22 protein-coding genes are annotated in these 23,938 nt (G+C 59.4%); 8 read left to right on the forward strand and 14 right to left on the reverse strand.

Annotated elements, in window-relative coordinates:
* Window positions 1-5 precede the first annotated feature (5 nt).
* Genes ACHZCJ_RS12575 through ACHZCJ_RS12585 form a run of 3 tightly spaced genes read right to left on the reverse strand, consistent with a single transcriptional unit; the run spans window position 6 to window position 3,850 of the window.
* Entirely contained in the window at window positions 6-548 is a 543-nt protein-coding gene (locus tag ACHZCJ_RS12575) for a histidine phosphatase family protein (protein ID WP_159647225.1), read from the reverse strand.
* Complete coding sequence (locus ACHZCJ_RS12580) at window positions 545-3,280, reverse strand: ATP-dependent DNA helicase (RefSeq protein WP_321326883.1); 2,736 nt, start codon at window positions 3,278-3,280, stop codon at window positions 545-547. The genes ACHZCJ_RS12575 and ACHZCJ_RS12580 overlap by 4 nt, the downstream gene beginning before the upstream one ends.
* Complete coding sequence (locus ACHZCJ_RS12585) at window positions 3,281-3,850, reverse strand: NnrU family protein (RefSeq protein WP_321326886.1); 570 nt, start codon at window positions 3,848-3,850, stop codon at window positions 3,281-3,283.
* Between the two features lie 86 nt (window positions 3,851-3,936).
* On the opposite strand from ACHZCJ_RS12585, the gene ACHZCJ_RS12590 reads away from it, so the two are divergent.
* From ACHZCJ_RS12590 to ACHZCJ_RS12600, 3 genes are read left to right on the forward strand one after another with little or no spacing between them, the layout of a single operon-like run.
* Complete coding sequence (locus ACHZCJ_RS12590) at window positions 3,937-5,523, forward strand: lysine--tRNA ligase (protein ID WP_321326888.1); 1,587 nt, start codon at window positions 3,937-3,939, stop codon at window positions 5,521-5,523.
* On the forward strand, window positions 5,520-5,999 hold the full coding sequence (locus ACHZCJ_RS12595; RefSeq protein WP_321326890.1) for an asparaginase domain-containing protein: 480 nt from the start codon (window positions 5,520-5,522) through the stop codon (window positions 5,997-5,999). Before ACHZCJ_RS12590 ends, ACHZCJ_RS12595 begins: the two co-directional genes overlap by 4 nt.
* Before the next feature lie 41 nt (window positions 6,000-6,040).
* Complete coding sequence (locus ACHZCJ_RS12600) at window positions 6,041-6,580, forward strand: DUF1003 domain-containing protein (protein ID WP_159647235.1); 540 nt, start codon at window positions 6,041-6,043, stop codon at window positions 6,578-6,580.
* Here ACHZCJ_RS12600 and ACHZCJ_RS12605 read toward each other — a convergent pair.
* The 11 genes from ACHZCJ_RS12605 to aroQ form a co-directional block, all read right to left on the reverse strand.
* On the reverse strand, window positions 6,577-7,638 hold the full coding sequence (locus tag ACHZCJ_RS12605; RefSeq protein ID WP_321326893.1) for a fatty acid desaturase family protein: 1,062 nt from the start codon (window positions 7,636-7,638) through the stop codon (window positions 6,577-6,579). The two genes, ACHZCJ_RS12600 and ACHZCJ_RS12605, sit on opposite strands and share 4 nt — an antisense overlap.
* A gap of 178 nt (window positions 7,639-7,816) precedes the next feature.
* A complete protein-coding gene (gene argE, locus ACHZCJ_RS12610; protein WP_321326895.1) occupies window positions 7,817-8,974 on the reverse strand; it encodes an acetylornithine deacetylase in 1,158 nt (385 codons plus the stop codon).
* 286 nt (window positions 8,975-9,260) lie between these two features.
* Window positions 9,261-9,782, reverse strand: a complete 522-nt coding sequence (locus ACHZCJ_RS12615; RefSeq protein WP_321326897.1) for a rhodanese-like domain-containing protein — start codon at window positions 9,780-9,782, stop codon at window positions 9,261-9,263.
* Window positions 9,783-9,861: 79 nt separating this feature from the next.
* On the reverse strand, window positions 9,862-10,827 hold the full coding sequence (locus ACHZCJ_RS12620) for a hypothetical protein (protein ID WP_321326900.1): 966 nt from the start codon (window positions 10,825-10,827) through the stop codon (window positions 9,862-9,864).
* A gap of 144 nt (window positions 10,828-10,971) precedes the next feature.
* Window positions 10,972-12,804: a DUF885 domain-containing protein gene (locus ACHZCJ_RS12625; protein WP_321326902.1), complete on the reverse strand. Its 1,833-nt coding sequence runs from the start codon at window positions 12,802-12,804 to the stop codon at window positions 10,972-10,974.
* Window positions 12,805-12,937: 133 nt separating this feature from the next.
* Entirely contained in the window at window positions 12,938-13,630 is a 693-nt protein-coding gene (locus ACHZCJ_RS12630) for a 2OG-Fe(II) oxygenase (protein WP_321326904.1), read from the reverse strand.
* A 9-nt stretch (window positions 13,631-13,639) separates the two neighbouring features.
* Window positions 13,640-14,920, reverse strand: a complete 1,281-nt coding sequence (locus ACHZCJ_RS12635; RefSeq protein WP_321326905.1) for an amidohydrolase family protein — start codon at window positions 14,918-14,920, stop codon at window positions 13,640-13,642.
* Between the two features lie 110 nt (window positions 14,921-15,030).
* Window positions 15,031-15,978 (reverse strand): RcnB family protein, encoded by a 948-nt coding sequence (locus ACHZCJ_RS12640; RefSeq protein WP_321326906.1) that lies wholly within the window; start codon window positions 15,976-15,978, stop codon window positions 15,031-15,033.
* A gap of 298 nt (window positions 15,979-16,276) precedes the next feature.
* Window positions 16,277-17,632: an acetyl-CoA carboxylase biotin carboxylase subunit gene (gene accC, locus ACHZCJ_RS12645; RefSeq protein WP_159647249.1), complete on the reverse strand. Its 1,356-nt coding sequence runs from the start codon at window positions 17,630-17,632 to the stop codon at window positions 16,277-16,279.
* A gap of 10 nt (window positions 17,633-17,642) precedes the next feature.
* Window positions 17,643-18,122 (reverse strand): acetyl-CoA carboxylase biotin carboxyl carrier protein, encoded by a 480-nt coding sequence (gene accB, locus ACHZCJ_RS12650; protein WP_321326907.1) that lies wholly within the window; start codon window positions 18,120-18,122, stop codon window positions 17,643-17,645.
* Window positions 18,123-18,143: 21 nt separating this feature from the next.
* Entirely contained in the window at window positions 18,144-18,581 is a 438-nt protein-coding gene (aroQ, locus tag ACHZCJ_RS12655; protein ID WP_159647251.1) for a type II 3-dehydroquinate dehydratase, read from the reverse strand.
* Window positions 18,582-18,665: 84 nt separating this feature from the next.
* Here aroQ and thiS point away from each other — a divergent pair, with 84 nt between their 5' ends.
* From thiS to ACHZCJ_RS12680, 5 genes are all read left to right on the forward strand, one after another.
* Complete coding sequence (thiS, locus tag ACHZCJ_RS12660; protein ID WP_321326908.1) at window positions 18,666-19,661, forward strand: sulfur carrier protein ThiS; 996 nt, start codon at window positions 18,666-18,668, stop codon at window positions 19,659-19,661.
* Between the two features lie 325 nt (window positions 19,662-19,986).
* Window positions 19,987-20,340, forward strand: coding sequence for a UrcA family protein (locus ACHZCJ_RS12665; RefSeq protein WP_159647255.1), 354 nt, complete (start codon window positions 19,987-19,989; stop codon window positions 20,338-20,340).
* A 368-nt stretch (window positions 20,341-20,708) separates the two neighbouring features.
* Window positions 20,709-21,059: a DUF1153 domain-containing protein gene (locus tag ACHZCJ_RS12670; RefSeq protein WP_159647256.1), complete on the forward strand. Its 351-nt coding sequence runs from the start codon at window positions 20,709-20,711 to the stop codon at window positions 21,057-21,059.
* A 16-nt stretch (window positions 21,060-21,075) separates the two neighbouring features.
* Window positions 21,076-22,206, forward strand: coding sequence for an EAL domain-containing protein (locus ACHZCJ_RS12675; RefSeq protein WP_321326909.1), 1,131 nt, complete (start codon window positions 21,076-21,078; stop codon window positions 22,204-22,206).
* Window positions 22,207-22,339: 133 nt separating this feature from the next.
* Window positions 22,340-23,881, forward strand: a complete 1,542-nt coding sequence (locus tag ACHZCJ_RS12680) for a wax ester/triacylglycerol synthase family O-acyltransferase (protein WP_236554048.1) — start codon at window positions 22,340-22,342, stop codon at window positions 23,879-23,881.
* Window positions 23,882-23,938: the final 57 nt, after the last annotated feature.

Here is a 23,938-nt window from a genome sequence, read left to right on the forward strand (position 1 = left end):
GGTTTCTAGTCGTAATTGGGGCCCAGTTCGGGATCCAGATCGCGCGGGCGGGTGAACCGGTCCAGCGAGCCGCATTTTTCGGTAATATCCGCCCAGCTGTCAATGGCGAGCGTCATCTCGGCCAGCGTGGCGGTCGGATATTTGGTTTCGACCTCGTCGCGGGCCGGCGAACTGCCGTCGTCGGGAACCAGATCAAAGACCAGATCTTCAAGACCGGGATTATGGCCCACCATCAGAACATGATCGGCATCGTCGCTGGCACCGCGCAAGACATCCAGCAAAGTCGCCGAAGAGGCGAGATAGATTTTGCGATCCCAGGTCGGTTCCATCGCCTGTCCGCTGGCTTCCTCGACATGTTCCAGCGTCTCGATCACCCGGACGGCAGGAGAGGCAAGAATCTGGTCAAAGCGGAGTCGATTGCGCTGGATGAAGCGGCCCATCACCGCTGCAGCGCGCTTGCCCTTCTTGTTGAGCGGGCGGTCGAAGTCGCGGTCAACCGGATCATCCCAGCTGGATTTGGCGTGGCGCAGGAGTGTCAGCTTTTTCATTGCAGCTTGTCATGCATCAAACTTGTTTCAGTTGAAAGACCGGATTGCGGCATATCCGATTTTGCCTTGCGGATCTCCGCCAGCGCCTGATCGAGGGGCATGCGTTCGACCGGCGTGCCTTCGGGAAAGGCCGAAAGCAACCGCGAAGGGAAGGCGGAGGACAGGATCACAAAATGACCATGGTCGTCGGCCCGCCGGATGATCCGGCCAAAGGCCTGAGCCAACCGGGCGCGGATGATCCTGTCATCATAGGCGCTACCGCCGCCGGCCATTTTGCGCGCGCGGTGGAGAATATCGGGACGCGGCCAGGGGACCGATTCCATCACCACCAGCCGGAGGCTCTGGCCGGGCACGTCAACGCCGTCGCGCAGGGCATCGGTGCCGAGCAGGCTGGCTTTCGGATCATCGCGGAAAATATCGACCAGGGTGCCGGTGTCGATCGGATCGACATGCTGGGCGTAGACGGGCAGGCCGCTCTGGGCCATGCGGTCGGCGATCCGGGCGTAGACGGTGCGCAGGCGCCTGATCGCGGTGAACAGGCCGAGCGTTCCGCCGCCCGATGCCTCGATCAGCTGCGCATAGGCGCCTGCCAGTCCCGCCATATCGCCGCGTTTTACATCGGTGACGATGATGACCTTGGCCTGATTGGGATAGTCGAACGGGCTGGCGACCTCGAATTCTCTCGGCGCGTGATCGAGATGGACTGCGCCGCTGCGGGCTCTGGCGGTCTCCCAGCCACCGCCGCCTTTCAGCGTTGCCGACGTGATCATGACGCCATGGGCGGGCTTGGTGACGACCTCGGTGACCGGGATGGTCGGATCGAGCCAGTGACGGCATATCCCGATATCATATTCGCGGCCCTCGAACCGGTCGATCATCAGCCAGTCGACAAAGTCGGGGTCGGCCGGCCCGCCGATGCGCGACAATAAGGAGAGCCAGCTCGTCAACGTGTCGCGGCGCCAGCCGAGGCTCGACAGCGCGCCTTCCATCCGGGCGCGGGCCTGCGCGTCCATCCAGTCGGGGCCCTCCTCGATCAGATGTTCGATCCGCTGGCCCAGCCGGACAAGAGGCTTGAGCAGCGCGTCCATCGCAGTCGCGGCATTGGCGACGGCGTCGATCATCGGGCCCTTGATGTCGGTCAGCTCGGTTTCCAGACTATAGCCGGCGTCGGCGCTCTGGCTTTCGTCGCGGGCAAAGACCATGGCGCGCACTTCCTGCAGCAAGGTTTCGATCGGCCCATAGGGCTCGCCCTCGGCCACCCGTTGCAGCCAGCCGTCACCGGGCAACGCTTCGGCGGCCTGGCGCGCGCTTTCAATCGCGCGCCCGCCTTCCTCGTCATAGGAAGCGAGATCGGCGAGCCGCGCGGCAAGTCCGCGCCGGCGACCGCGGTTTTTGGATTCCGGGCCGATGACCCAGCGGCGGATTTCGATGGTTTCCTGTCCGGACAGGCGCGCGGCAAACATCGAATCGGCGGCGTCGAACAGATGATGGCCTTCGTCGAAGATCAGCCTTGTCGGCCGGTTCTGCTGTTCGCGTCCCCGCGCCGCATTGACCATGACCAGCGCGTGATTGGCGATGACAATGTCGGCCTGCTGGCTGGCGCGGGCGGCTTTCTCGATGAAACATTTGCGATAATGCGGGCAGCCGGCATAGACACATTCGCCGCGCCGGTCGGTTAGCGCGGTGGCGCCGTTGCGGCGGAACAATGTCGTCAGCCAGCCGGGCAGATCGCCGCCGACCATGTCGCCATCTTTACTATAGGCGGCCCAGCGCGCGACCAAATGGGCAAGGATCGCCGCTCGTCCGGCAAAACCGCCTTGCAGCGCGTCCTCCAGATTGAGCAGGCAGAGATAATTTTCCCTTCCCTTGCGCACCACGACCTTCCGGCGGAATGTCTCTTCGTCGGGGTATATGCGCCTTGTCTCCCGGTCGAGCTGGCGTTGCAGCGCCTTGGTGAAAGTGGAAATCCATACCGCGCCACCGGCCTGGCGGGACCAGAGCGAAGCGGGCGCAAGATAGCCGAGCGTCTTGCCGATCCCGGTGCCCGCTTCGGCGAGCAGCATATTGGGCGCGCCCCTGATCTTGCGCGGATTGAATATCTCGCTGACCGCGGCGGCGTAGCTTTTCTGGCCTTCCCGCTCTTCCGATCCTTCACCGGTCAGAGCGTCGAGCGTGGCCAGCGTTTCCTGCTTGTCGACGGTGATCGAACGGGGCGCGGGGCGCGGGGCCTCTTCTTCCCATTCGTCGAGTTTCGAAAATAGCCAGCGTTCGGTCCCCACCGGTTTGGTCAGCCTTTTGCCGACCTCCTGCGCCCAGGGCCAGCGCAGCCGGTAGAGTGCCTGCGCGCTGCTCCACGCGCCTTCCCGCTCTTTCCAGAAAGGCGCTTCCAGCCCGTCCAGCAGCAGGCTCGCCGCTTGCCGATAGAAAGCCGCGATATCGGCTTCCTGATCCGGCGGCGCCAGACCCAGCGTCTTGGCCAAGCCAGAGGGAGTCGGAACTACAAATTGCGCCGGGTGGATGAAAGCGTAAAGCTCGAGCAGGTCCAGCCCTGAGAGATCGGGATAGCCCAGCCGCTGCCCCAGAAGCGGCGCATTGAGCAGAATATGCGGTGTTTCCGCCACCCGGCCAATAGCCTCGCCCTTGCCGATCGCACGGGTTTCGCCCTTGCTCGAGCAAATCCAGATGCCGCTATGGCTGGCATGCAGCGCAGGGTAGGGGAGTGATGCGACCATTTAGCCGCCGACGACCGGTACGCCAGCGATCCACGGATGGACCAACATCAGAATGGCATAGAGTATTGTCGCGATGACGAGGCTTAATAATTCGCGAGCCACGCTCGCGACCTTGGCCGGCTTTACCCACGCGCCTTCATTGCGCGAAACGGTGATGATCGAGACCAGTGCCCACAGGCCGAGCCCGCCGAACAGCATCAGCGACTTGTTGTCGCCGTTGGCGAGCAGATGGCCGACCGCCCAGATCAGAACACCGGTCAGCATCGGATGGCGGATCCATTGTCTGATCCGGGACGAACCCTGCGCAGCGCCCAGCAGCAGGATCGCGACAAACATCAGCGTCATATTGGCATGACGGCCCCACGCCGGTGGATCATAGACGAATTCGGCCGGAGTTGAGCGCCAGCCGAAGATTATCAGGGCGAGCGAAACCAGCAACAACAGGGCGACCAGACCCTTGTGCGGGCCTTCACCGATAGCGTCCTGAATCGAGGCGCGCAGGCCCGGCGTTACCGACTTCATCAAATGGACCAGGCTCCACAGCAGAACCCCCGTAATCAGCATTGCCATGTTCAATCTCCCGCTTTTGTTGCGTTCTACCTTGCCATATAGGCTAAGGCTACTATTTGCGCAGAATTGACTGAAAAGGACAAATTGTGACCGATTATCGCGAAGCAGCTGAAAATTCCAAAGCGTGGCCGTTCGAGGAAGCCCGCAAGCTGCTCAAACGCTATCGTGGAGAGCGTGGCGCACCGGCACCCAAACCGGGTGGGGAGCCGATGCTGTTCGAGACCGGCTATGGTCCCTCGGGGCTGCCGCATATCGGCACGTTCAACGAAGTGCTGCGGACTACGATGGTCCGCCATGCCTATGAAACGCTGACCGGCAATCCGACGCGGCTGATCGCGTTCAGCGATGACATGGACGGTTTTCGCAAGGTGCCGACCAACGTCCCCAATCAGGAGATGCTGGCCGAACATCTGCACAAGCCGCTGACCCAGGTGCCGGATCCGTTCGGGAAGTTCGAGAGTTTCGCCGCGCATAACAATGCGATGCTGCGCGACTTTCTCGACCAGTTTGGCTTCGATTACGAATTCATGTCCTCGACCGAGCAATATCGCAGCGGCGCCTTTGACGAGACGCTGAAGCTCGTTCTTGCCCGCAACCAGCAGATTCTCGATATCATGCTGCCAACCTTGGGCAAGGAGCGGCAGGCGACCTACTCGCCGATCCTGCCGATCAGCCCCAAGACCGGCCATGTCCTGCAGGTGCCTGTCGAGATCGTCGACGCCGAAGCCGGGATTGTCCGGTTCGAGGATGACGGCGAGATGATCGAGCATAATGCTTTGACTGGCGGCGCCAAGCTGCAGTGGAAGGTCGACTGGGCGATGCGCTGGACCGCGCTCGGCGTCGACTATGAAATGTACGGCAAGGACCTGACCGACAGCGGCGTACAGTCGGGCAAGATCGCCAAGGTACTGGGCGCGCGCAAGCCCGAGGGTCTGATCTACGAGATGTTCCTCGACGAAAAGGGCGAGAAAATCTCCAAGTCCAAGGGCAATGGTCTCAGCCTCGAGGAATGGCTGCGCTATGGTTCCGAGAACAGCCTCGCTTTCTATATCTTCCGCGAGCCCAAGTCGGCGAAGCAATTGCACATGGGCGTGATCCCCAAGGCGGTGGACGAATATTTCCAGTTCCGCGCCAATTGGCACGACCAGGCGCCAGACAAGCGGCTCGGCAATCCGGTGCACCATGTTCACAATGGCGACGTGCCAACCGATACGATCCCGGTCACCTTCGGACTGCTGCTTAACCTCGTCGGCGTGATGGGCGATGCGGATCGCGAGCAGATCTGGGCCTATCTGCGCCAATACGCGCCGGACGCGACGCCAGAGCGCTATCCCGATCTCGACGAACTGATCGGCAATGCGATGGCCTATCACAAGGACTTCATCGCTCCGACGCTGCACCGGCGCAAGCCGGAAGGCATTGAAGTGGCGGCGCTGCAGCGGCTCGACAGCGAGCTGGCGGAACTGCCAGAGGATGCGCCGGCCGAGGACATCCAGAATATCGTCTATGCCATTGGCAAGGAAGGCGGCTTCGACAATCTGCGCGACTGGTTCAAGGCGCTGTACGAGACTCTGCTCGGCTCTTCGCAGGGCCCGCGCATGGGTAGCTTCATTGCGCTCTATGGCCTGTCCAATAGCCGCAAGCTGATTGCCGAAGCACTGGCGTCGTCATGATCGATATTTTCACCACCGGCGGGACGATCGACAAGGTCTATTTCGACGCCTTGTCGGAATATCAGATCGGTGCGACGGCGCTGCCCGACATGTTGCAGGAGAATAACGTCTTTGTCGCCCACCGGGTAACGCAGCTGATGCGCAAGGACAGTCTCGAGCTGACCGATGCGGACCGGGCGGCGATCCATGACGCGGTGGTGGCCAGCGATGCCGACAAGATACTGGTGACCCATGGCACCGACACGATGGTCGACACGGCGCGCGTGCTATCCGACATCACGGGCAAGACGATCGTGCTGACGGGTTCGATGCAGCCCGCGTCCTTGCGCGTGAGCGATGCCCAGTTCAACGTCGGCTTTGCCCTCGCCGCGACCCAGACCCTGCCGCACGGCGTCTATATCGCGATGAACGGCGAGGTCTTTGACCCGGCGAAGACGCACAAGGACCGCTCGGCGCACCGGTTTGTCCGGGACTAGGATCATGTCCGGCACATAGGGACGGCAACGGGGAGTTTGGGATGGCAAAGCGCACGGTCGAGCAACTCAGCGAGCAGCTGCTCAACAAGCCGCTGGCGGCGCTGTCTCCCGAAGAGCGGGGCGTTCTCGAAGCGATCGTATCGCGGGAGATCGTTGCGGATGATGCCGGAATATTGGCCGACGAGCAGACCAGTTTCGGTGAACGTCTGTCCGACAAGGTGGCGGCGGTTGGCGGTTCCTGGGGCTTCATCATCACCTTCGCGCTGGTCCTGTTCGGATGGATGCTGCTGAACTCGGAGATATTGACCCGGTTCGATGCCGCCTTCGACCCCTATCCCTTCATCTTCCTCAATCTCATGCTCTCGACGCTGGCCGCCGTTCAGGCCCCGATCATCATGATGAGCCAGAACCGCGCCTCCAACAAGGACCGGATCGCCGCCGCGCACGACTATGAAGTCAATCTGCGGGCCGAGCTCGACATCATCCGCCTGCACGAGAAAATCGACCTGCTGATGCTCGAGAAGATCGCGAAGCTCGAGGCTGATCTTGGCGAGATCAAGACGGCGGTGCAGTCGGCCTAGGCAGCAACCGGCCGTGTCACTGTCCGCAAGACCTCGGCATAGCTGTTCGCGATCGTCATCCGTGGGCCATAGCCCTTGGCGATCAGCAGTTCGTGCGCCCTGGGCAGATTATAGCAGGGCACACCCATGAACAGATGATGCTCGCTGTGATAATTGACCCAATAGGGCGCCAGCGTCATCCGCATCAGCATATTGGCCTTTGTCGTGCGCGCATGGCTGAACGGGTCATCGCCGCCGGTGGTGGTGCAGGCATGTTCGGCGATATTGCGGATCCGCAGGATCAGCTGGAACGTGGTCGCCAGCGCGGCCAGCCAGATCAGGAAGGGAATGATGCCTAGCGTCGCCAGACTGACCAGCAGCACCGCCAGCTGGATCAGCAGGAAGCGGCCGACCGTCCGCGTGGTCCGCTTTGCACCGTCAATATCGACTACCGGCGCGGCGACACCGGCGGCACCGTTGCGGTTGAGCGGCGTACCGGCAGATGTATCGCGCTTGGCCGGAGGAGTGGTATCGCTCGCACCCGACAGCATCGTCTTGAGGCCCTTCCACGCCACCGCGAACTGGTTGCTGCGCTGCTTGAAGAAGGTCTGCCCGGTGAGGTCGCGGATGACCTTGCGTTTCATGCTGGCGGGGGTCGTCGGGAAAGCCGCGGACAGGCCAAGGTCCGGATCTTCGCTCTGCTGGGTGAAGCGGTGATGGGTCAGATGATAGGCGCGATAGCTGTGCAGGTCGCTGCCGGTCGCCGAACCGGTGATCCACTGGCCGAGGAAATTGTTGATCTTGCGTTTCGGATGGAGCAGCCCGTGCGCGCCTTCGTGCATCAGGATCGACAGGCCGAGCTGCCGGCCGCCGACCAGCACCAGCGCCAGCGGCGTGGCGATCAGGCCGGCCAGCCAGTGCCATTGCCAGAGCAAGGCCGTGCCGCCCGCGACCAATGCCACCATCAGCCAGGCGTGAATCGACAGCCAGAGACCGTGCCAGCGTGACACGCGGGTCAGTGCTTTCCACTCTTCGGACGTGAAAATCTCGTTGGGTCTGGCGGCTTTTACAGCGGGCATATTGCTATCCTTTTCTCATCCCAATATAGCTGTTTTCCGCCGATTTTACAAATTTCGGCAATGCCGTAGCGTTACGCTGAAGTGGCGGCGATTCGCTTCTTCGACGCCAATCCTAGGACGGGCCTCCGCGCAACCGCCCTTCGACCGGCTCAGGCCGAACGGCAATTCAGGTGTGCCTTCACACCAGTGCCTCTGCCAACCTCTCCATGAAATCCGCGCCGCGTGCAAACTGGTCGACCGCCAGATATTCATTCGGCTGGTGTGCTTGCTCGATTGATCCTGGGCCACAGATCACGGTGGGAAAACCGGCCTGCTGGAACTGGCCGGCCTCGGCGGCATAGGAGACAACGCCCGAGGGACTATTGTCGCCGGTCAGGCGGCGGACAAAGGCCTCGGCTTCCGCGGATCCGGCCGGAGTCATCGGCGGCGCGTTGGACAGGCGCGTTATGGTGACGCCGGCCTCGGGAAAGGCTCCGCGCATCTCGCTATCGAGCGCCGCAACCTTCGCTTTGAACGGCGCCAGTACGGCTTCCGGATCAACCTCCGGGGGGCAACGCAGATCAAAGACAAAATGGGCCCGGCGCGCGAGAATATTGGCCGCGGTCCCGCCTTCCATCCTGCCGATGGTCAGTGTTGCGTGTGGTGGAATGAAGGGCGAGGCCGGATCGGCTTCCTCCCACAATTTGCGCGCCAGTTCGGCCAGATCGTGCATTAACTCCACAGCCACCATATTGGCGGACAGGCCGAGATGGGTGAGGCTCGAATGGGCTTCGTGGCCCAGCACCTCGACCTCGTGCACGGTGATCCCCTTGTGACCGCTGATCACCTTCATCATCGTCGGTTCGCCGATGATTGCCAGCGCCGGGCTCGGCAGTTTTGCCGCCATCTCTTCGATCATCGCCGGTGCACCAAGGCAGCCGACTTCCTCGTCATAGCTGAAAGCGAGATGAACCGGCTTCGCGCAGTCTTTGAACAGCGGCACAGCGGCCAGCGCCAGCGCGATAAAACCCTTCATATCGCAAGTCCCGCGCCCGTGCAGTAGCCCGTCCCGTTCGGTGACGGTCCACGGATCGCTATCCCAGTCCTGTCCGTCGATCGGTACGACATCGCTATGGCCGGAGAGAATGACGCCGCCTTTCGCATCGGGACCGACGCTGGCGTAAAGATTGGCCTTGCTGGCATCCGCACTAACGACCCGCGTCGATGAAACGCCATGGTGACCAAGATAATCCTCGACCCATCCGATCAGTTCGAGATTGCTGTTTCGCGACGTGGTGTCGAAGGCAATCAATGTGGCGAGAATTTCGCGAGCGGCGGGGAGCAGAGCGCTGGTCATGGGGCAATGATCTTTACAAGGTTTACAGTGTTAAAAGAAAAAATGCGAACGGGCTCGAAAACGGCAAAAAATGGCGGTTTCGGAGACGAAATACTGAATGTGACCATGGGGTGCGGTTATCACAACAAGCGGGATGTAGGACAGCGAATTCTGCATCAAGGCCCTCCTTCCGGGAGCAAGGAGGTATAGCTGTTCCACTGCTTGTGTATACATTGTAGCGAAGGCCTCTGGGACGGTCGGCCATTCTCCCTGACGGGAAACTGTAGCTAGCCCGGCCAGAAACTATTCAGGAGCCAGGCGCATCGCTTACCCACTGCACCATCGGATCATGGAGATCGACGACGGTGCCCAGTTCGTAAATGTTGCGGTAGCCATAGCCGTAGAGATTGATGAAGGTCGGGATGTTCAGCGCCAGCGGTGCCCGTTTGAGCTTGATCGGCCGGATATTGTTGCTGAAATTATTGTTGCAGTAGATCAGGATTTCCCGGCCGAGATCGGCGCCGATCACGGCGCGCAACTTGCTGTCGGTAAAGTCGGAAAAGGGCAGATTGATCGCACCGGCCATATGACCCTCGGCGAAGGCCGCGGCAGAACGGGTGTCGAGAACGAGCGTTTCAGGCCTGGCTGCCCGCCGGCGGAATTCGGCCAGATCGATCAGCCGTTCCTGCCGTTTTGCGGCGACTTCGTGGCTCAGCGCGAGAAACGCGGGATAGTCGATCTGTTGCGTGCTATCGGAAGCGGCCTGCAGCGGCGAGGCTGACAGCATGGTGGCCGCAACACACACCAGCAGCAGTCCGGAATTTCGCATCACGCATTCTCCTCGCAAAGAAGCGGAATATCCTTCCCTTATTTTGAACTGACCCTGAACCCGGCTGGATCCGATCGATCTAATGCCCTGTTCCCGCCAATTCCTCGGCAATGAAGTCGAGAAGGTCGCTCTCGATCGGGTCCAGATTCTGGTCGGCGCGAATTTTGCCATGCAGCCAGCTATTCTCGACGATGGTCAGCTTGCGTGCCTGCTCGACGGCATCGATATGACCGCATTCTGCATTTTTTCCGCCGAATATATCGCTGTCGAACACTTTCCGGAACGTCCCGCCAATGTCGGTATCTTTCATCCGGCCGAAAAAGCCCCTGACGCTCGGCTTGTTGTCGTCCATGAACCGTTCGAGACGCGCGGCTTCTGTTCGGCACAGCATTTCATATTCGCCATAGGCCATCAGATAATTGCCGACCAGCTGGACGAACAGTTTCGGCCAGTGCTTGCTATTGTCTGCACCGAGCGTGGCATCCTTGATCCGGAACAGCATGTCGGCTTCGTTGCGGCTGATCCGCCCGGGACCGTCGGAGCCCGCGGCATAGCAAACGCGGCGGAGTATCTGCACTTCGCTGTCGCTGACCGAACCGGGTTGCAAAGCGCCGCCATCGCGGCTCGGACCCTTGCCGGTCAGGACGGTGTCCTCAATCTGCTTGAGTACATAATCCTGCAGGATTTCCGGCGTACCGGTGGCCTTTTCCATCGTGCGGACGAGCAGTTCCAGCTCCGCGGCGGATTCGACTTTGCCGTCATGGTCGATTTTCTGCATCAGCCAACGGGCATTATCTTCGCTGATATAGCCCTTCGGCTCCGTCTGCTGGACAATATATGCAGTGATTGCGGAGACGAAAAATTCGAGCCACTCTCCGCCCGGCTGGCTGTCCAGATCGTTGATTTCGAAAAGCAGCCCGGCTTCATCCGCGCTAATCACACCGTCGGGCCAGATCTCCTTGCGCAACGACATGACATCTGCCGCGCTAATTGCCTGTCTGGCTTTGATATCCCCGATCAGTCCCGTTACGTCCATTTTCATCATATTCATCCCGCTGGTTCGGGATTGTGACTAGATGAAATTGCTTAAAATGCGGTTAGTGCAAATTTACGGCCGGCCCCCGGAGATCATGCCGGTATGAGGGACGTTCATCCTCCATACCGGCTTCTATTGACGGGAAGGCTCCGGTCAGACCTGCGACTTGATCCAATCGCGGATCTTGCTTTCCAGCACGGTCATCGGCAGCGCGCCGGTGTTGAGCACCTGATCATGGAACTCGCGCGGGTCGAACTTGTCGCCGAGCGCGTCCTGTGCCTCTTTTTTCAGCCGCTGGATGGTCAGCGCGCCGATCTTGTAGGCCAGCGCCTGCGAGGGAATGGCGATATAGCGTTCGACTTCGGCGGTTGCATCGGTTTTGCCCATGCTGCTGTTGTCGAGCATATACTGGATCGCCTTGTCACGGCCCCAGCCCTTGCTGTGCAGACCGGTGTCGACGACCAGCCGCATTGCCCGAAGCATCTCGTCGTCGAGATGGCCGAAGCGCTGGTAGGGATCGTCATAGAGCTCCATCGGGAAACCGAGTTTTTCCGCATAGAGAGCCCAGCCTTCGACAAAGGCGGTGTTGCCGCCAAAGCGCATGAAGTTCGGCAGGTCGGTATTTTCCTGGGCCAGAGAAATCTGGAAATGATGGCCCGGTGCGCCTTCGTGCAGATAAAGCGTGGTGATGCCAGAGGTGTTCCGCGAGGGCAGGTCATAGGCGTTGAAATAGAAGACGCCGGGACGCGAGCCGTCTGGCGTGCCACTCTGGTAGGAGCCGCCAGCCTGGAATTTCTCGATCGATTCATCATAGGGCCGGATTTCCAGCGGAGACTTTGGCAACACCTTGAACTGTTCGCCGATTTTTGCGTCGACCTTCTTGCCCATGTCATAATAGGCCTGGGTCAGCGCTTCGCGGGATTCGGGGTGAAATTGTTCGTCGGTGCGCAGAAATTCGAAAAATTCCGACAATGTGCCGTCAAAACCGACCTCGGCCTTGATCGCTTCCATCTCGGTCTTGATCCGCTTGACTTCGCTGAGGCCCAGATTGTGGATATAGTCGGCTTTCAGCGGCAAGGTGGTCGTGTTCTCGATCATGTTTTCATAAAGAACCGCACCGCCCTTCATGCTCGACAGGCCGACTTCGTCGCGCGCTACGGCGAGATATTCGTCTTTCAGGAAATCATGCATCCGCTGATAGCTGGCGAAAATATCCTTGGTCGCCGCTTCATATTCCTTGGTCAGACGCGCCTTGTCAGCGTCGCTGAAATCCTCGGGGAAATTTTTCGTCGGCGCCATGAAAGGGCTGTTCTCGAGGCCGAGACCGATCTGCGTGGCAAGCTGTTCGATGACATTGGTGATCGTCAGCTTGGTCTCGACAACACCGCTGTCCATGCCTTCGCGGAAACGGTCGATCGAACGGTCGCCAATGGTGATAAACTGCTTGTGCCGCTTCAGATTGTCTTCGTAATTCTTTACCGTCTTGAACGGCGCGCCGCCCTTGCCGGATGCAAAATTGGGATAGAATGTGTGAAAGCCGCTGAAATGGTTGACCGGCCGGACGACAGTCAAAGCCATGATTTCATCGGAATAGCCTTTCAGCGCCTGCTGCTTCGTGCGTTTGAACACATCATAGGCGATTTTGTCGGTGGCGCTCAGCTGGCTGCGGTCGATTTTCATCAGCGCCGCAAGTTCGGCGGTTTCGGCGGCTTTCTCCTTGGCGAAATATTCGTCGGAAATATAATCGCCCAGCTGGTCGGCATAGCGTTCGTCGCCGCGGAACAGCGCGCCGATCGGGTTGCGCCTGAGATTATCCTCGTCGCTTTTGGCGAACAGCGCCTTCAGCTTCTCGCCCTCTGTCATTTCCGCGGCTTCGTGATGCTCCATGGTTGCCGCGCCGGTTGCGGCGAGCGGCTGGGCCATTGCAATGCTGCCGGTTGCGAGCAGGCTGGTGCCGAGCAGAAGCGCGAGAGAATTCTTGGTCATATCTGGTTCCTATCCAAAACTGTTATGTCCAGCTAACACGCTATAGTTTCGCCCGCAACGACTTCGCGCAAAGCGGGATGTCGTTAATCGAAGCCGGTCGGGCGTTGATCGGGAAAGGGCCCCTTGCCGGAGATCAGCTTCCGCCCCACCGGTTGAGTCGGAACCATTTGGTGATGATATATTTGGTGCCCTGCTCGACCGGCGTTCCGGCGTGCAACGTTTGGATATTGGGCGTCCCGTCCGGCTTCATATTGTTCCAGATCAACGCCATCCCGCGGCGCGGTTCAACCTCATATTGCAGTTGCGGGAAGGCCGTGGCGCCGCCCTTTTCCGGCTCGTTGAGATAGACCATCGCGGTCCAGCTGCGCTGGCCGCCGTGCGGACCTTCATATTGCCAGTAGGATTCGCTCTGGTGAAAATAGTCGTGATGGTCCTTGAACTGCTGGCCCTCGCGGTAGCGCTGGCCCTGCAGGATTTCGCTATGCGATTGCGGCAGGCCCAGCAGGTCGCAGATCGACTTGTCGATGCGCTGGATGTCGGGGTTGGCCGGATCGACATTGCAACTGTAGCTGGTGCGGTAGCCGTTGCGCTCGCTGCCCTTGTACAGGGTCGAGGGCTGGCTGTTGCTTTCGATCATGTCGATCAGCAGGTCGCAATCGGCGTCGCTGAGGAAATTCTGGTGGACGTAGAGTTGCACAAAGGGGCTTTCCAGCCACTGCACGCGGGGATGCGCGTTGAGCCTTTCGGTGACCTGCTGGCCGAGCTGCGCCATGCGCTGCGGGCTGGCGAATAATTCCGTCTGCTTTTTGGAAAAGACCTTGGCCATGGTCGCCGCCTAGTCGATGACGCGGCCGCGGACCATCACCCAGTCGACCGTTTCCAGCGTCCGGACATCGTCCAGCGGATTGCCGTCGAAGGCGATCAGGTCGGCGGAATAGCCGACGGCGATCCGCCCGATTTCCTGATCCATGTCCAGCGTTTTGGCAGCAATGGTGGTGGCGCTGGCAATGGCTTCGCGCGGAGTGAGGCCGGCATCGACCATCAGCTGCAGCTCCTCGGCATTGCGGCCGTGGTTAAAGACGCCGGCGTCGGTGCCAAAGGCGATCGGCACGCCCAGTTTCTTCGCCAGCGTCACCGCTTTGCCGACACGGCCCATGGTCATCCGGATCTTCTCCTCGACCACCGGCGTGTAAATGCCCTTGTCCAGCCTTTCGCTGACACCCTTGAACGCCATCAGCGTCGGTATCAGGACCGTCCCCTTGTCCTTCATCACCCTGAGCGCGGCCTCGTCGGCAAATGTGCCATGGTCGATCGTGTCGATACCCGCCCGCGCCGCCGCCTCGATGCCGCGCGCACCATGGGCATGGGCCATGACTTTCAGGCCGAGCGAGTGGGCGGTGTCGGCGATCGATTGCATTTCTTCGCTGGTAAACTGTGTGTCCAGCCCTCGGCCCTGTTGCGACAATACGCCACCGGTAGCGGTGATCTTGATAATGTCCGAACCCGCGCGCGATGCCTTGCGAACCTTTGCAGCGCATTCGACCGCGCCGGTGCAGCTATAGCCTCCGGTCAGCAGATCGTTCACCTCCTCGGTAAAGCCCGACACATCGCCATGGCCACCGACAATCGCCAGGGAGGGGCCGGCGGCGATGATGCGCGGACCCGGAATGATCCCCTCGGCGGTACCCCGGCGCAACGAGAAGGCGCTATATTGCGAAGAACCAGCCTCGCGAACCGTGGTGAAACCGGCCTTGGCGGTCACCAGCGCATTTTTCGCGCCGACGACCACGCCCCATTCGGCCGGTTCTGTGGTGGCTTTCCAGAAATCGCCACCCGGATCGCCGGTCAGATGCACATGAAGGTCGATCATGCCGGGCATGACGGTCTTTGTGGAGAGATCGATGATGGTGGCTCCGGCATCATATGCTGCGTCCGGCCCGCGCCGGATCTCGGCGATCCTGCCATCCCGAACGATGATCGTTGCCGGTCCGCTCGGCTGCGCGTCAGCATCGGTCAGCAGATTGCCGACGCGAATGATCTGCTCCTGGGCAATGGCACCGGCGGGTAACATTGCCAGCGCCAGGGTTGAAATGGTCAGGCCGAGCGCGCGTATCATCTTCAGTCTCCTCTTGTCCTGACGCACTTCTGCTTGGCGGCCCCGCATGATGCAACAAAAAACCCGCCGCCCTTCCGGGCAGCGGGTCTCGTGGCAGCGTTTTTCCAGTCCTACCAGAAAAAGTCGTAGATCACGTCGATGACTTCGCCGCTATAGGTATCGACGAGCAGAACATCGTCATAATAGCGGATCCAGCGGGTACCCGCATAGGCCGTGGGCAGACGGTAGCGCCAGGGATCGTTGATCCAGTAACGCGATCCGTAAAAAGATGCGCCCAGAAAGACCCCGATGTTCCAGCGGCGGTAGCTGTGCGACCGATAGGGCGAATAATAGCGTCCCAGCCGGTAATAGCTGCGGTTGGCCTGGCGGTAACGTCGCCAGTCATAGCGCCGGTCCTGGCGCCAGCTGCGGTTCCAGTTGCGATTGTTGCGGTTATAATTGCGGTCATTTCTGACCTGACGGTTGTCGCGGTAGCGGCGATCAATGCGGCCATCCCGATTACGGTCTACCCGCCGGTCGACGCGATTATTGTTGTTGCGGTCATAGCGCCGATCAATCTGTCCGTCGCGATTGCGGTCGTAACGCCGGTCGACCCGGCCATCGCGGTTGGTATCGCCCCGTCTGGCTGCGCGCCGGTCTGCGGTGCGTCGATTCTGGGTGGCCGACCTGGTGGCCGCGCGCTGCCTGTCGACGCGCCGTTCCCGCTGGGTTGCCAGATTGACATTGCGGCTGGCGGACTGTTCCGCGCGGGTGGCCCGACGGGTCTCGCGCGTTTCGTTGCGGTCGCTCCGGGCTGAGGACCGGCTTTGCCGACTCACATCAGCCTGTCCCCGATTATTTCGGGTCTGCGACCGGGCCTGTCCGCGGTTGCCCTGACGATTGGATCGATTGGCGCGACGCTCGCTGCGGCCTTCGCGCTGCAGGGCGACGTTGCCGGTCAGATCGACTTTGACCAGTCCGGGTGTTTTGTTGAGATTGGGCGCAATTTCCGCGGCAGAAGCGGCGGCTGGCGTCAACATCGTGGCCGCCATCAGGCCGGGGACTAAAAATATACGCATGGCTTTCTCCTGTTGCTGGCGACTCCATTTGCCGCATCTGTGAAACAGGTGATAGTTTATTAACCCTGTCGGACTCCTGAACTGACTTGTTATGTTCAGGAAAGGTGGAAGTTATCTGAACATTGCTGTTCAGATAACTTCCACCCCGGACTTGGTCCGGGGTCCATCACGGGTCCTCTAATCGATTTGTTTTTCTGATTGGTTTGCTGACGAACGAGCGGTGAGAACCAACGCTTTCCCGTTTGATGCAAGTTCAGGAGATTGACCCCCGCCTGCGCGGGGGCACAGTTCCACCAATCTAATCCTTCAAATTATCCTTCTCGAGCCATTCTTCCAGCCACTTGATCGTATATTCGCCCGACTGGAATTCCTCGTCATAGACCAGCTTCTGGTGAAGCGGGATGGTGGTCTGGACGCCTTCGATCACCATCTCGTCGAGCGCGCGGGCCAGCCGCATCATGCAGCCGTCGCGGGTGCGACCGTAGACGATCAGCTTGGCGATCATGCTGTCATAATAAGGCGGGATCGAATAGCCGGCATAGAGACCGCTATCGACCCGGACGTGCATGCCGCCGGGGGCGTGATAGCTGGTAACCTTGCCGGGCGATGGTGCCCAGGTTTTCGGATTTTCGGCATTGATCCGGCATTCGATGGCATGGCCGCTGAACACGAGATCTTCCTGCTTGACCGAAAGATCGCGGCCGTCGGCGATGCGGATCTGTTCGCGCACCAGATCGAAGCCGGTGATCATTTCGGTGACCGGATGTTCAACCTGCAGTCGGGTGTTCATTTCGATGAAGTAGAATTCGTCATTCTCGTAAAGAAATTCGATGGTGCCGGCACCGCGATATTGCATGCCTTTCATCGCATCGACGCAGACCTTGCCCATTTTTTCGCGCTGTTCGGCGCTGATCACTGGCGAAGGCGCTTCTTCGAGCACCTTCTGGTGCCGGCGCTGCAGCGAGCAGTCGCGTTCGCCGAGATGGATGGCATTGCCGCGGCCATCGCCGAACACCTGAAATTCGATATGGCGCGGATCGCCGAGATATTTTTCGATATAGACGGTGGCGTCGCCAAAGGCGGCTTTCGCCTCGGTGCCCGCCTGTTTCATCTGGGTTTCCAGCTCGGTCTCGCTGTTGACCACCTTCATGCCGCGACCACCGCCGCCGGAAGCGGCCTTGATGATCACCGGATAGCCGACCTGCTTGGCGACCTTCTTGGCCTCGGCAATTTCGCTGACCGCACCATCGGAGCCGGGAACAAGCGGGATGCCCAGATCGCCGGCGGTTTTCTTGGCGGCGACCTTGTCACCCATCACCTTGATATGTTCCGGCTTGGGACCGATCCACTTGATACCATGCGCCTCGACAACTTCGGCGAAATGCGCGTTTTCGGAAAGAAAGCCATAGCCGGGATGGATCGCGTCCGCGCCGCTGATCTCGGCGGCCGAAATGATCGCCGGGATCGACAGATAGCTGTCGGCGGCGGCGGGCGGTCCGATGCAGACCGCCTGGTCAGCGAGCCGCACGTGCATGGCGTCCGCGTCCGCGGTGCTGTGAACGGCGACGGTTTCGATGCCCAGCTCTTTGGCCGCGCGCAAAATCCGGAGAGCAATTTCTCCGCGATTGGCGATCAGGATTTTCTCAATGGTCACGCGGCAAACCTCAAGTGATCACGACGAGGGGCTGGTCGAATTCGATCGGCTGGCCATTTTCAACCAGCACAGCTTTGACCGTGCCGGCGGTTTCCGCCGTGATCGGGTTCATCACCTTCATCGCTTCCACGATCAGCAACGTGTCGCCAACGGCAACCTTGTCACCGACACTGATGAAATTAGCGGCACCGGGTTCCGGCGCCAGATAGGCGGTGCCGACCATCGGCGATTTCTGTGCGCCGGCATGGTCGTCTGCCGGTACGGCAGGGGCTTCTGCGGCCGGAGCCGGCGCTGCGGGGGCAGCGGGTGCCGGGGCAGCTGCCACCGGTGCAGAGACAAACTGACCGCCACCGCGCGCAACCTTGATCTTGCGGTCGCCATCTTCAACCTCGATCTCGGTCAGACCGGCCTTGTCGAGAATGGCCGCAAGATCGCGGACCAGTTTGATGTCCACGTTCATGCCTTCACCCGTTTCTTTCTTTGCAGACATTTTTTGTCCTTATGCTTGTCGTTAAAATTTGCTCGCTGCATCCAGCGCCAGCTGGTAGCCCAAAGCACCAAAGCCGCAAATGCTTCCTTTTGCAACCGGTGCAATGAAACTCTTGTGACGATATTCCTCGCGCGCCGCCGGATTTGAAATATGCACTTCGATGACCGGCGTGTTAATCGCCTTGATCGCATCGAACAGGGCGAGCGATGTATGAGTCAATGCTCCGGCATTGAGAATTACCGCATGGGCGTCTTCCGCCGCCGCTTCGTGCAGCCAGTCGATCAGATGGCCTTCATGGTTGCTCTGGCGAATGTCGACATCGAAACCAAGCGTCTGGGCATGGTCTTCAATCTGGCCGGCAATCTCGTCGAGCGTTTCCGAACCGTAGATTTCCGGTTCGCGCATGCCGAGCAGGTTGAGATTGGGCCCGTTCAATACGAAGATGGTCTTGGCCGCCAAGATATTGGTCCTTCCCAAAGGCTTTTGGTTGCGACTGGAGCGCCCTCTTTATATGGCTCGTTTTTGAAAAGCGAGATTAAAGACATGAAAGTTACCGAAATGGCTGAAATTCAGATCCGGTTGAACGGCGATGATCACAAATTTGCAGCTGGTGGATCGATCGCCGATCTGGTGCGCTCGCTCGAGCTGGACCCGGCGAAGGTGGCCGTGGAGCGCAACCGCGAGATCGTTACCCGGTCGACGCTGGAAGATGTCATGGTCGAGCAGGGTGACGAGCTGGAAATCGTGCATTTTGTCGGTGGCGGTTCTGGTGACGACAGCTGGACTGTCGCTGGCCGGACCTTTCAGTCGCGGCTGATCGTCGGTACCGGCAAATATAAGGATTTTGCCGAAAATGCCGCGGCGGTAGAAGCCTCCGGCGCGGAGATTGTCACCGTGGCGGTGCGCCGGGTCAATGTCATGGACCGGAACCAGCCGGTCCTGATGGATTTTATCGATCCGAAGAAGACCACCTATCTTCCCAACACCGCCGGCTGTTTCAACGCGGACGAGGCGATCCGGACCCTGCGGCTGGCGCGCGAGGCTGGCGGCTGGGATCTGGTCAAGCTGGAAGTGCTCGGCGAGGCAAAGACATTATATCCCAATATGCGCGAGACGCTCGAGGCGACCGAGGTGCTGGCCAAGGAGGGCTTCAAGCCGATGGTCTATTGTGTCGATGACCCGATCGCCGCGAAGCAGCTCGAAGACGCAGGGGCCGTGGCGATCATGCCGCTGGGCGCGCCGATTGGCTCCGGGCTCGGTATCCAGAACCGGGTAACGATCCGGCTCATCGTCGAGGGTGCCAATGTACCGGTATTGGTTGATGCCGGGGTCGGGACCGCCAGTGATGCAGCGGTGGCGATGGAACTGGGCTGTGACGGCGTGCTGATGAATACGGCCATTGCCGAGGCGAAGGAGCCGGTGCGGATGGCGCGGGCGATGAAGCTCGCGGTCGAGGCGGGGCGCGAGGCCTATCTCTCCGGTCGTATGGGCCGCCGCATGTATGCCGACCCGTCGAGTCCGCTTTCCGGCCTGATTTAGTGTCCTAATACACTGCGATTCGGTCTAATCTGTAACTGATTGATTCGTAACAAAAGTTACATGATGTTGCATTGGTCGACCGGCGATTGTCGTTGGTCGAAGCGGTTTGCCGTTTGCCGATCAAAATGGCGGTTTATCGAAGTCCGGGTGCTCGCCCGGTCATGCTCCCCTATCCAAGATGGTGAGGCGGGAGCATAACCAGTCTCTCCAGACAGCCCATCCCCGGCACGACGGAAAAACCGCTCCCGACCTCAGCCCCTAACGGGCGGCGCCGGCCCCCCTTGTTCTTCCGGCAACGCCCAGAAAATTATTGAGGAGTGAGAGAATGTCGAACATTAACTTTACCAAATCCCTTGGTGCCGCCGCAGCGATCGCTGTTGCCGCAGCCGGCTTCGCCACCAGTGCCAGTGCCCAGAACCGGGTTACCCGTACCGCTACGGTTGAATATGCCGATCTGGATCTGACCAGCGAAGATGGCCAATCGACCTTGCAGGGTCGTCTGAAGGGCGCAGTACGCAAGGTTTGCGGCAGCGTCGACACGAAAAATCTGGCCGATATGCAGGACCATCAAACCTGTATGCAGGAAGCAAACGCATCGGCCCAGCGCGCCAGCGTGACGATCATGGCTGCGGCCAAATCGAACAAGCCTGTCGAAACCGCTGTCGTGATCAGCAAATAAAGTAGAACTCCAAGAGCCGCAAAGCCCCAAAAAGCGGCCGCAATTTGGCCAAAACAGCCTGCAAAAGCTCCGGTGTCCCTTACACCGGGGCTTCTTTTATGGGGTGTTTCTTTATAGGCATAATGAAATCGAGCAGTGAAAGCATATTTTCATCAGTAATACTTTGTTTTAAATATATGATACATATCAATATTAGAGAAATGCCCGGCAGATTTTGAATCTGCAAGTATTTTTAGCCTATTAACCACGGTTGGTAACCCTATGGCAACGGCTTGGCTCATATGTAAATGATTGTAACGGAGCGCGTCATAAAGTCTGCTGCTTCAAGATGCTGGAGCCGCAGAAAGCGCTAGCCTCCGGGAGGATTTATGGAAGTTGATCGGCAGAAAAAACCGGAGAAAGTCATAGGTCCGTTCGGCGAAGCCCTGAGCCTCGATGATCTGCCGAAAAGCAATACCACCAGATGGGTGATCCGACGCAAAGCCGAAGTGGTCTCTGCCGTTACCGGTGGTTTGCTCAGTCTTGAAGAGGCTTGTGAACGTTATGATCTCTCGCTCGAGGAGTTTCTGTCTTGGCAGGAATCCATCGACAAGTCCGGTCTGCCCGGCCTGCGGATCAGCTATCTATCCAAATATCGCACAGAATATCGGGCCAGACAGGAAAAGCCAGCACAGACAGGGTCGCAATCACCCCGGGATCCGGTGACGGATCTTCACTAACTGAAAGACCCTTATCATGTCCCACAAGCGAGTTCTCGTCATCGACGAAGAGAGCGCGTTCACGCGCTTTCTGCAGGATGATCTGGAGCGGCGCGAAATATCCGTAGCATGCGTCTATTCCCCCGGTGATGAGAATAGCGCCACGGCCTTTGCCCCCAATGTCATCCTCGCCGACCGGAAAATGCTTTCCTGGCGAAACGCCGGCCTGTTGCACAAATTGCCGCTTGTTCTGATGACCGGCACGGACAGGCAATGGCTTGAGGATGGCAATGAGCCGATAACGGCCGCCAATTCACAAATTGTCGCGACGATACCGAAGCCATTCGAACCCAATATGCTTGCCGAGCTGATTGATCGTTATGCAACCGACAGCCAGAAGATCAATCTGGACGCGGAATATATCGAGGCGCTGATTGCCAGCAACAGGCTGCTCGACAATCTCGTGGTGGAGTTCCAGTCGAAACATGCTCTGGAGGATGGACATGTCACGGGTTACGAGGCGCTGTCCCGGCTGAAGACCAGACGGGCGATCAGCCCGGCGACGATTTTCTCCGCCGCTACGGAAATATCGCTGGAGATCGAGGCGACGATGAACGTCATCGACCAGGTGATAAAACTAGCGGCTGCGTTGCGTCAGTCGCGGAAGAAATTGCCGGTATCCTTTAATTGCAGTGCGATATTGCTCACACGGTCCGACTTCGTCGACGCGCTTTTTGCCCGGTTGCAGCAGTCGCCGCATATCGGCGGTTCGGTGATCATGGAGATTACCGAGGAGAACCGGGTCGCCAATATCCAGATCGTGTCCGAAATCTGCCAGATGCTCGGCCAATATGGGCTGAAAGTGTCGATCGACGATTATGGCACCGGTCACAGCAATCTCGACCGTATCGCCGAAATCCCCTTTGCCGAACTGAAACTGGACAAGCAGATTTTCTGGGCCTTCTGCAACGACCGCGTGCCGATGACGGTTCTCGGATCGATCATAGATTTCTGTCGTTCACGCGGCGCCAGAACCGTGATCGAGGGGATCGAAACCGCGTTCCATCTCGAAAAAGCGCGGCTGCTCGGCGCCGATCAGGGACAGGGTTTCTACTGGGGACGCGCGGTTCCGCCGCAATTTCTGGTCAGGGACTGGCACGGACCCTGATCATTTCGTCGAGGGATCTTTCAGTCGCAATATCCGGGGCTCGCGGTCATAATCAGACTGTGGTTTATGGATTCGCATATACGGCATATTTACACTATGCTGACAGAAATATCAGCGGCTTGAGGGGATTGTCATGAAACAGCTTAGCGCACTGGATGCGATGTTTGCTTATACGGAGACGGCAAACACGCCGATGCATATCGGGCAGCTGCTGATCTATGATCCCGCGACCGCGCCGGGCGGCAAGGTCGGGTTCAAGGACATATTGCGCTATATCGAAGGGCGTCTCGATGGCGCGCGGATTTTCCGGCAGAAACTGGTGCGGGTGCCGCTGGACCTCGATCATCCTTATTGGGTCGATGATGCCAATTTCGATCTCGAATTTCACGTCCGCCATATCGCTTTGCCGAAGCCGGGCGACTGGCGCCAATTGTGCATCCAGGCGGCGCGCATCTACGCCCGGCCGATGGATATGAACAAGCCGCTGTGGGAATATACGGTGATCGAGGGGCTGGACAATGTCGAGGGCGTGCCGAAAGGCAGCTTTGCGGTGCTGCATAAGATGCACCATGCCGCGATCGACGGCCAGTCGGGATTGCAGATGACATTGGCTTTGCACGATCTCGACGCCGAGATGAAGCCGCGCAAGTTCGACATGCAGTTCCAGCCGGAGCAGGATCCCAATCCGGTTGCCCTGCTCGCCAAGGCGCAGTTTAACAATATCGCCAATCCTGTGCGCGGGCTGCAGAATCTGCAGAAGTTGCTTCCGATGCCAAAGCGGCTATTCGATGTGCAGCGCGAATTTCGCCAGCGCGATGACGCCAAGGGCAGTATCCCGAAGACGCGCTTCAACAAGAAGCTGAGCCCGCACCGCGTGTTTGACGGGCGGGAGTTTGCGCTCTCCGATATCAAGAAAATCCGTGAGGCTTTTCCCGGAGCGACGGTGAACGATGTGATGATCGCGGTGGTTAGCGGATCGATGCGCTGCTATCTGGAAGCGAAAGATGATCTGCCCGAAAAAACATTGAAGATCGGAGCGCCGGTATCGGTCCGGACCGACGATGACAAGGATAGCGCCGGCAATCAGGTGACGATGATGCAGGTGGGCGTCGGTACTCATCTCGCCGATGCGGGCGAACGGCTGAAATTCATCATGGCGGAAACCCGGCGATCCAAGGCGATGACCCAGGCACTTGGCGCAAAGACGCTGATGGAACTGTCCGGCGCAATGCCGGCCGGATTGACCGCAGCAGGCACCAAGATGATGGTGCGCGCCGGTCTGGTCGAGCGGCTCAATCCCGCCGTCAATACCGTGGTGACCAATGTTCCCGGACCGATGACGCCGATGTATTTTGCCGGGGCGGAGCTGGTCAAGAGCTTCGGCATGGGTATTCTTGCCGAAGGGCAGGGACTATTCCATGTGGTGACCAGCTATAACGGCAAAGTCATCCTGACCTTTCTGGCGGATCGCAATATCATGCCCGATCCGGAATTTTATGCGGCCTGTATTTCCGATAGTTTTGCCGATCTTCTGGCGGCAGCGGAAAAACAGGCGGCGTCGGATTCCAAAAAGGCCAAGGCCAAGAAGTCCAAGCAACCGAAAAAGCCGAAAAAGCGCGTTTCGTCTTCTGCCGCTACGGCGGGCAGGCAACGGACAAAAACGACGGTAAAATAGCGTCCTTCCGGCTTGACTTGACGGGTCTGATTGCGCATCGGTGCCGTTAATCATTCA

Origin of the sequence: uncultured Parasphingorhabdus sp. (assembly GCF_963677535.2) — a bacterium.
Lineage (GTDB): Bacteria > Pseudomonadota > Alphaproteobacteria > Sphingomonadales > Sphingomonadaceae > Parasphingorhabdus.

Excerpts from the sequence above, each read along its gene's own strand:
- ACHZCJ_RS12575 (WP_159647225.1), bottom strand. The coding sequence starts at position 548 with ATGAAAAAGCTGACACTCCTGCGCCACGCCAAATCCAGCTGGGATGAT.
- ACHZCJ_RS12580 (WP_321326883.1), bottom strand. The coding sequence starts at position 3,280 with ATGGTCGCATCACTCCCCTACCCTGCGCTGCATGCCAGCCATAGCGGC.
- ACHZCJ_RS12585 (WP_321326886.1), bottom strand. The coding sequence starts at position 3,850 with ATGGCAATGCTGATTACGGGGGTTCTGCTGTGGAGCCTGGTCCATTTG.
- ACHZCJ_RS12595 (WP_321326890.1), top strand. The coding sequence starts at position 5,520 with ATGATCGATATTTTCACCACCGGCGGGACGATCGACAAGGTCTATTTC.
- ACHZCJ_RS12600 (WP_159647235.1), top strand. The coding sequence starts at position 6,041 with ATGGCAAAGCGCACGGTCGAGCAACTCAGCGAGCAGCTGCTCAACAAG.
- ACHZCJ_RS12605 (WP_321326893.1), bottom strand. The coding sequence starts at position 7,638 with ATGCCCGCTGTAAAAGCCGCCAGACCCAACGAGATTTTCACGTCCGAA.
- argE (WP_321326895.1), bottom strand. The coding sequence starts at position 8,974 with ATGACCAGCGCTCTGCTCCCCGCCGCTCGCGAAATTCTCGCCACATTG.
- ACHZCJ_RS12615 (WP_321326897.1), bottom strand. The coding sequence starts at position 9,782 with ATGCGAAATTCCGGACTGCTGCTGGTGTGTGTTGCGGCCACCATGCTG.
- ACHZCJ_RS12620 (WP_321326900.1), bottom strand. The coding sequence starts at position 10,827 with ATGATGAAAATGGACGTAACGGGACTGATCGGGGATATCAAAGCCAGA.
- ACHZCJ_RS12625 (WP_321326902.1), bottom strand. The coding sequence starts at position 12,804 with ATGACCAAGAATTCTCTCGCGCTTCTGCTCGGCACCAGCCTGCTCGCA.
- ACHZCJ_RS12630 (WP_321326904.1), bottom strand. The coding sequence starts at position 13,630 with ATGGCCAAGGTCTTTTCCAAAAAGCAGACGGAATTATTCGCCAGCCCG.
- ACHZCJ_RS12635 (WP_321326905.1), bottom strand. The coding sequence starts at position 14,920 with ATGATACGCGCGCTCGGCCTGACCATTTCAACCCTGGCGCTGGCAATG.
- ACHZCJ_RS12640 (WP_321326906.1), bottom strand. The coding sequence starts at position 15,978 with ATGCGTATATTTTTAGTCCCCGGCCTGATGGCGGCCACGATGTTGACG.
- accB (WP_321326907.1), bottom strand. The coding sequence starts at position 18,122 with ATGTCTGCAAAGAAAGAAACGGGTGAAGGCATGAACGTGGACATCAAA.
- thiS (WP_321326908.1), top strand. The coding sequence starts at position 18,666 with ATGAAAGTTACCGAAATGGCTGAAATTCAGATCCGGTTGAACGGCGAT.
- ACHZCJ_RS12665 (WP_159647255.1), top strand. The coding sequence starts at position 19,987 with ATGTCGAACATTAACTTTACCAAATCCCTTGGTGCCGCCGCAGCGATC.
- ACHZCJ_RS12670 (WP_159647256.1), top strand. The coding sequence starts at position 20,709 with ATGGAAGTTGATCGGCAGAAAAAACCGGAGAAAGTCATAGGTCCGTTC.
- ACHZCJ_RS12675 (WP_321326909.1), top strand. The coding sequence starts at position 21,076 with ATGTCCCACAAGCGAGTTCTCGTCATCGACGAAGAGAGCGCGTTCACG.
- ACHZCJ_RS12680 (WP_236554048.1), top strand. The coding sequence starts at position 22,340 with ATGAAACAGCTTAGCGCACTGGATGCGATGTTTGCTTATACGGAGACG.